This is a genomic window from uncultured Holdemanella sp., from assembly GCF_934754935.1.
GTDB lineage: Bacteria > Bacillota_I > Bacilli_A > Erysipelotrichales > Erysipelotrichaceae > Holdemanella.
The window spans coordinates 1-6,230 of record NZ_CAKVJB010000061.1; the positions used below are offsets into that span (position 1 = coordinate 1).

Consider the following 6,230-nt stretch of genomic DNA (forward strand, 5'->3'; position numbering starts at 1 on the left):
TGGGATTACTGCAGAACTTCAATGATTCCCATTGGAAAGAAATATGGAATCGATGCCGTATTTGCACTAACGAAAGCTGAGGATGTTTTTCATGGAATCGAAAAATGTCTTTATTCGGATGGAGAAACGATTCATTTTAAAAAGCGTGGAGATCTTCCATGTATTCGTGCTAAACAAACAAAATGTGGAATTGTTTTAAAGCATACAGAACAAGATTTGATATTTAAATTAAGAAACATCAGATTTGGTGTAAATATCAAAGACCGCTATGAACAAGAGGAAGTGGATGCTGTATTGTATTATTTGAAGAATACAGAATTAATGGATTCTATAGCGGCAAATACATATAAGGAAACTGATATCTGTGTTTCAACATACAGACCTTGTTACGTGAGTCTTGTATGTAAAAAGATTCGTGGTAAGTTAAGAGTCTATGTACATATCACAATCGAAGGTTTATCTAAACCAAAGCAAGATCGTTTTGGCAATTTTAAACACAACAAAGGAAAAGGCATTGTTGGATGTGATATTGGAACACAGACAATTGCGTATACAACAGAATCGAAAGCGGGGTTAAAGAATCTTGCAGAAAGAGGAAGTTCGATTGAAGTCAATGAACGAAAAGAAAGACTAATCTATCGTGCAATGGACAGAAGCCGTAGAGCAACGAATCCAGACAACTATAATGAGGATGGAACTATCAAAAAAGGAAAGAAGAAGTGGACATACTCGAATCGCTATAAGAAATTGAGAACGAAACATACAGAGCTATGCAGAATCAATGCGACCAATCGACATTTAGCTATCAATGAAGATGTGAATGAATTAAGAAGTTTAGGGGATGTTTTTGTGACAGAGCCAAAGAATGCCAAGAAACTGCAGAAGCGTGCAAAAACTGGAAAGCGAAAGAAAAGATTTGGAAGATCTATAAAAAATAGATGTCCAGGCTATTTTCAGAGTCAAGCTAAAAGAAAGTTCAGAATCTATGTTGAAGTACCAAATGACTATAAGGCAAGCCAGTATGATCATACGAGTGATACATATATCAAAAAATCGTTGTCACAAAGAATGTATAAACTAAGTGATGGAACAATGGTACAAAGAGATCTATATTCGTCTTTTCTTTTGTATTGCATCGATCTAAATACAAACAAAATCGATAAGAACAAGTGTATTCATGAATTTGAGAAACAGTATAAAAATCAAAATGAAACGATAGAATATATCCAGATGAATCAGATCAAAGTCATGAACAGTGGAATAAGAGTAAATTAAATACATGTTAAATTGGGAGATTGACTATGCTTCCATGTAGAGATACAGAAAACAATCGTTAATGTGCTAAATGTAGTGCTTGATTGTAGAGTTCACTGCTCCAACAGAAAGACAGGAATCCAAAGTTTGAAAATAATGTACGATTTCTGCATAATGTTGTCAGTTAAGAACCCTCACTGCTTGCGGTGAGGAGTAGTCAGTGAATAAATAAACTACAGGTGATATATAATATGTAAAGAGTTACAGTAAAAAATACACGTTTACATTGCTATGTAAAATAATTTCAGTTAATCTATAAATATACATAGTTACTAGTTACTTTGTCGTGTATGATGTGCTGCTACTAAAAAGAAAGTTGGATGAGAAAGATGAAAAATGTAGTTGAGGTGAAAAATGTAGTTAAGAGTTTCAAAGATAAAATTGTATTAAATCATGTTTCTTTTAGTATGAAACCTGGTGAAATAGTTGGCTTTGTTGGACAAAATGGTGCAGGAAAAAGCACACTAATGAAATGTATGTGTAATTTGATAAATATGGATGAAGGAACTATTTCTATATGCGGAGAAGATGTAGTTAAACAAAGGGAAAAAGCATTATCATATGTATCATGCATGATTGAAGGTCCTGGATTATTTGAAAATATGACAGGTAAAGAAAATCTGGAATTAATGGCCACTTTAAATCATGCTTCAAAAGAAAAACTGCATGAAATGATGGAGTTTACTCAGATTGGTTCTCAGCTGAAAACTAAGGCAGTATCCCAATATTCCATGGGCATGAAACAAAGAACAGGTTTAGCTGTGGCTTTAATGAAAGAACCTAAAGTATTATTACTAGATGAACCAATGAATGGACTGGATGCTACGGGGATTCAAGGCTTACGTGAAGAATTGATACGCTTGGCCAAGGAAAAGAATGTAGCTTTACTAATTTCAAGTCATCAGTTAGGTGAAATTGAAAAGATGGCAGATCGAATCATAGGTATCCATTTTGGGAAAATCAAAGAGATTTCCATGGAAGAAAAAGAAAATGTATATGTATTAGAAACGGATAGAAAAATACCAGATCAATCAGACTTGCAAATCATAGAACAAACAGGAAATACCTATAAATTGGAAGTGAATTCTGTTATGGAAGTACTTTCGAATTTGGAAAAGCAAGGGGTTCAAGTGAAGAATATTACTCAAATACACAAAACATTAGAAGATGTATACAACGAGTTTATTCAAGAGGCATCATTATGATGTACGAACTTAAAAAGTTTATCTTTAATAAACGAAATGTCGGTGTATTTGGATTTCTAGTATTCTTTCTCGTTTGTTTTATAGGTTACAACGTTTATATGGATAAACACTATAATGAATCTCAAATCAAAATCTACCAAAAGGCCTATCGAATTTCTGAAAACAGAATGGATGAAGCAGGAAGTGAAGAAGAGTCTGAATTTTGGAAAAAGGTGTATCGCAATGCGAGTGGTCTGATCCACTTTTACTACAACAGTGAAAATAAAACAGATGAATTTATAGAATCAAAATTGAGCTGGAATCATTTGATGCTGCAGGCAAATAATGAGGGGTATATCATCAATGATTTTGAGAAAAGAGATGTTCAAACTTTGCAGAATGAAACAAAGCAGTTGAAATATCTAAAGAAGAATCATATTGAAATGTTGAATAGTCCATATGAACCTAATACTTTTAATATATTCAATGAACTGTTTAATCAAAAACTGTATTTAGTTGTCATGTTGATCCTATGCATATTATTATGCGATATATTCGGTTTGGAAATGGAAAGTGGGTTTTATAAAAACTTATATGTTTCAAGAATTTCAAAGCAAAAAATACTGTTGAATAAGATGAAGTTTTCATTGGTTGCAGCTGTTTTTTTGATAATAGTGATGTTTTTGATTATCGTTCTTTCTGGATTGATTTTTGGAATTGGAAATTGTGATTATCCATACTTTTACTTTAATCAGATGTATACAGTGAAAGAGATTGTTGCAAAAAGTATTATTCTATTAGTTATAGAAAGTGTATTTGTGGTAGGTATATCTGCATTGTTATTTACATTCAGTTTAAATAATGGATTTATTGTAGCTGTAAATCTAATTCTATACGCACTTTTCTTTGTCCTAGGAAATGTAACAGGCTATTCTAGATTCTTTGTGTATATTCCGTTTTTACATATTGATTTTGTGAACCTGATTATCCATAAGCAGGTTGTCCTGGCTGCTATTATAAGCTTGGTGTATTTTCTGTCTTGTAGTTTGATTTCATTACAATGTTTTAAAAAAAGAGAGCTGGTGAGATAAATGTGGACTTATGTGCTTTTCAATATCAAATCTAATTTAAAAAGGAAAGAAAATCTGATTCTAATTGTACTATTCATCATTTGTGAGATTGCTTTGTTGTTTATTTTGAATACAAAATCATTTACGGAAAGTCCATATCAAACATCACTAGGCATTAGTATAGCAAGTGTTTCACAAAAGAATGATCCCAAACTTTACCAAGAATTCATGGATGAAGTAAATTTGATACGTCAGACCATTGATAAGGGTGAGCAGGATGGAAAAGAAAAAAATTGGAAGTCATATTGTGAATATAAAGTAAAGGTGAGTGTGTTAGAAGCACAGTGGTATATGGTGACTTCGAACATGCCTAATGATTCCTATTTTGAACATGCAGATGTTCTAGAAGAATTAAGGAAGGAATATGGATTACCTGATTTGTCGCAATACGAGAAATTAATTGTACAAAAATCAAATGATATTAATTTATATTTTTGTTCAATGCAGCAGGCTCGTTACTTTGACTACTTGCTAAAACATGATCTTACTCCAATAACATATTCATATGTGGATGCATCCAGTGTTTCACTACAGATAGCTCGATATATATTGCCTGTAGTTTTACCTTTGCTGGTTGGACTTCTATTGTTTCAACAAAAAGAAAGACGAGCAAAGACAGAAAAAACAATTCTAACTATTTCTGGAGTAAAGAAAAAATATGTAAGATGGAATTTAATTTCTGACGTGCTTTTTGTTCTGTTGGTTGTTTTCTTGCCTATTTTAGTTTATATGATAGTTCTTGTACCTTTTAAAGGTGTATCGAATCTGATCTATCCGGTTTTATATTATAAGCCAGGATTTACTGGTTTTCATTATTGGGATACACAAGGATTGGATCATATTGAGCTTGTGGCAAGTGGACTAACGAATATGAGTGTCAATCAGTTTACAACACCAGGAATGGAATTGATGCCATTGTGGCAATGTACACTATTTGTAGCATTTGGACTTGTGCTGTCTACAACGTTTTATGTCCTATTCATAACTGTATTATCTAAACTTATGAAAAACAAATACTTATCTTTGCTTGTATTTTTAGTTGTCTTGGGTCTTTGTTCTTTTGCATCGCCATTAGGAAACATGCAGAAGATCAATACATTCAATCCAATGTCATATAGAGATTTTGGGATGAATCTATTAGGTACTAGTTATTTTGGATATTTTGCGGGAATTGTAATTATTGGACTATATAGTGTGATTTTGTACTTAGTTTTGAAGTGGTGTGCTAAGAAAGTGCATGTTTAATATATCGGGATGAAACAATATGAAAATATAGATTATTAATGTAAAAACATACATTAATGATTGAAAATAATTACATTTGTGTTAGAATCTCTTATAAAGAAGGTGATACGTATGTTTAAAAGCTTAACATTTCTTTGGAAGTATGCGTGGAATGTACAAAAGAGCTATTTGGTTTGTTTGATTTTGTATCAAATAACGAATACGATCCCACCTTTATTGATTATGTTTTTTCCAAAGGTTTTGTTGGATGAACTAATGGGGAAAAATCGAATTTCATATTTACTTACATATATCATTATCTTTTCAATTGTGATTTTCTTAATGAAGTTTTTAAGCGATTTTTTGAAGAATACGGCTTTCTATAAGCGATGTATTATTTTAGAAAAGTTTCAGGTGGAATTAAATACAAAACTTTCTAAAGTGGATTATGCGTGTTTGGAAGATCCAGAGTTTTTAAATTTGAAACAGAATGCGGAAAAATTTTTATATGCGAATGGACAAGGATTTAGTTTTGTATTAGATCGAGCGATGGAAATCATTAGTAAAGTGATGATTTTCGGAACAGTGATTTGGATCATAGCTTCATTGAATAAAGCAGTGTTGCTTGTGTTTTTGTGCCTAGCATTTCTAAATAGTAAAGCGCAGATGCGATTTAAGAAGGCCTATGCCAAATTGGAAATGGAGAAAAATCCGAAGGAAAGAGAATTGTCTTATTTTATGAATGTGTTTTCGGATGTAAAGTATGGCAAGGAAATTCGAATGAATCAAGGTCAATATGTATTGATGGATTTTTTAAAAGGTTGTTTACATAAGCTTTGGAAGTTTTATAAAAATCAGATGTATATTATGGATAAATCCGATTTCTTTATGCATCTTATGGATTTTTTTCAAAGAATTGTTTCCTATGTGTATATGGTTTTTATGGTATCAAAAGGGTTTATATCCATCGCTAATTTTACGTTATATATTAATGCCATTGCGACATTTACAACTTCTATGGATGAAGTGATCGATAGTGTGAATGATATAAATCAATATAGTTATTATTTTGAAGCTGTTGAGAAATTTATGAATTTGCCTATGGACATATATGATGGCAAGATCAACCGTAATATGCCTTCTCATTTTGAATCGTTAGAGTTTAAGAATGTTGGATTTAAATATCCAGGTAGTGATAAGTGGGCCTTAAAGGATATTAATTGCCTTATGAAGAGTAAGGAAAAGATTGCAGTGGTTGGAGAAAACGGTGCGGGTAAGACTACGTTTATTAAATTAATTTGGGCGCAATAAATTTGGATGGGGTTAGGTGAATTTGCTCTCCAAGAATTTAAGGGGCGGCATATACCCCAAAACGGTT

At 32.1% G+C, this 6,230-nt stretch carries 5 protein-coding genes; all 5 read left to right on the forward strand.

Annotated features, from left to right (window positions below; all coding sequences use genetic code 11):
• The coding region (locus tag Q0E86_RS10935; RefSeq protein WP_295757137.1) for a hypothetical protein at positions 1 to 1,275 on the forward strand (1,275 nt) is incomplete at its 5' end.
• Positions 1,276 to 1,643: 368 nt separating this feature from the next.
• Positions 1,644 to 2,519, forward strand: coding sequence for an ABC transporter ATP-binding protein (locus Q0E86_RS10940; RefSeq protein ID WP_270485668.1), 876 nt, complete (start codon positions 1,644 to 1,646; stop codon positions 2,517 to 2,519).
• On the forward strand, positions 2,516 to 3,589 hold the full coding sequence (locus tag Q0E86_RS10945) for a hypothetical protein (protein ID WP_295754092.1): 1,074 nt from the start codon (positions 2,516 to 2,518) through the stop codon (positions 3,587 to 3,589). The genes Q0E86_RS10940 and Q0E86_RS10945 overlap by 4 nt, the downstream gene beginning before the upstream one ends.
• Positions 3,590 to 4,873 (forward strand): hypothetical protein, encoded by a 1,284-nt coding sequence (locus tag Q0E86_RS10950; protein WP_295757139.1) that lies wholly within the window; start codon positions 3,590 to 3,592, stop codon positions 4,871 to 4,873.
• Positions 4,874 to 4,984: 111 nt separating this feature from the next.
• Positions 4,985 to 6,163 carry an ABC transporter ATP-binding protein gene (locus tag Q0E86_RS10955; RefSeq protein WP_295757142.1) on the forward strand — a complete coding sequence of 393 codons (1,179 nt, stop codon included), beginning with the start codon at positions 4,985 to 4,987 and terminating at the stop codon, positions 6,161 to 6,163.
• The last annotated feature ends 67 nt before the right edge of the window (positions 6,164 to 6,230 follow it).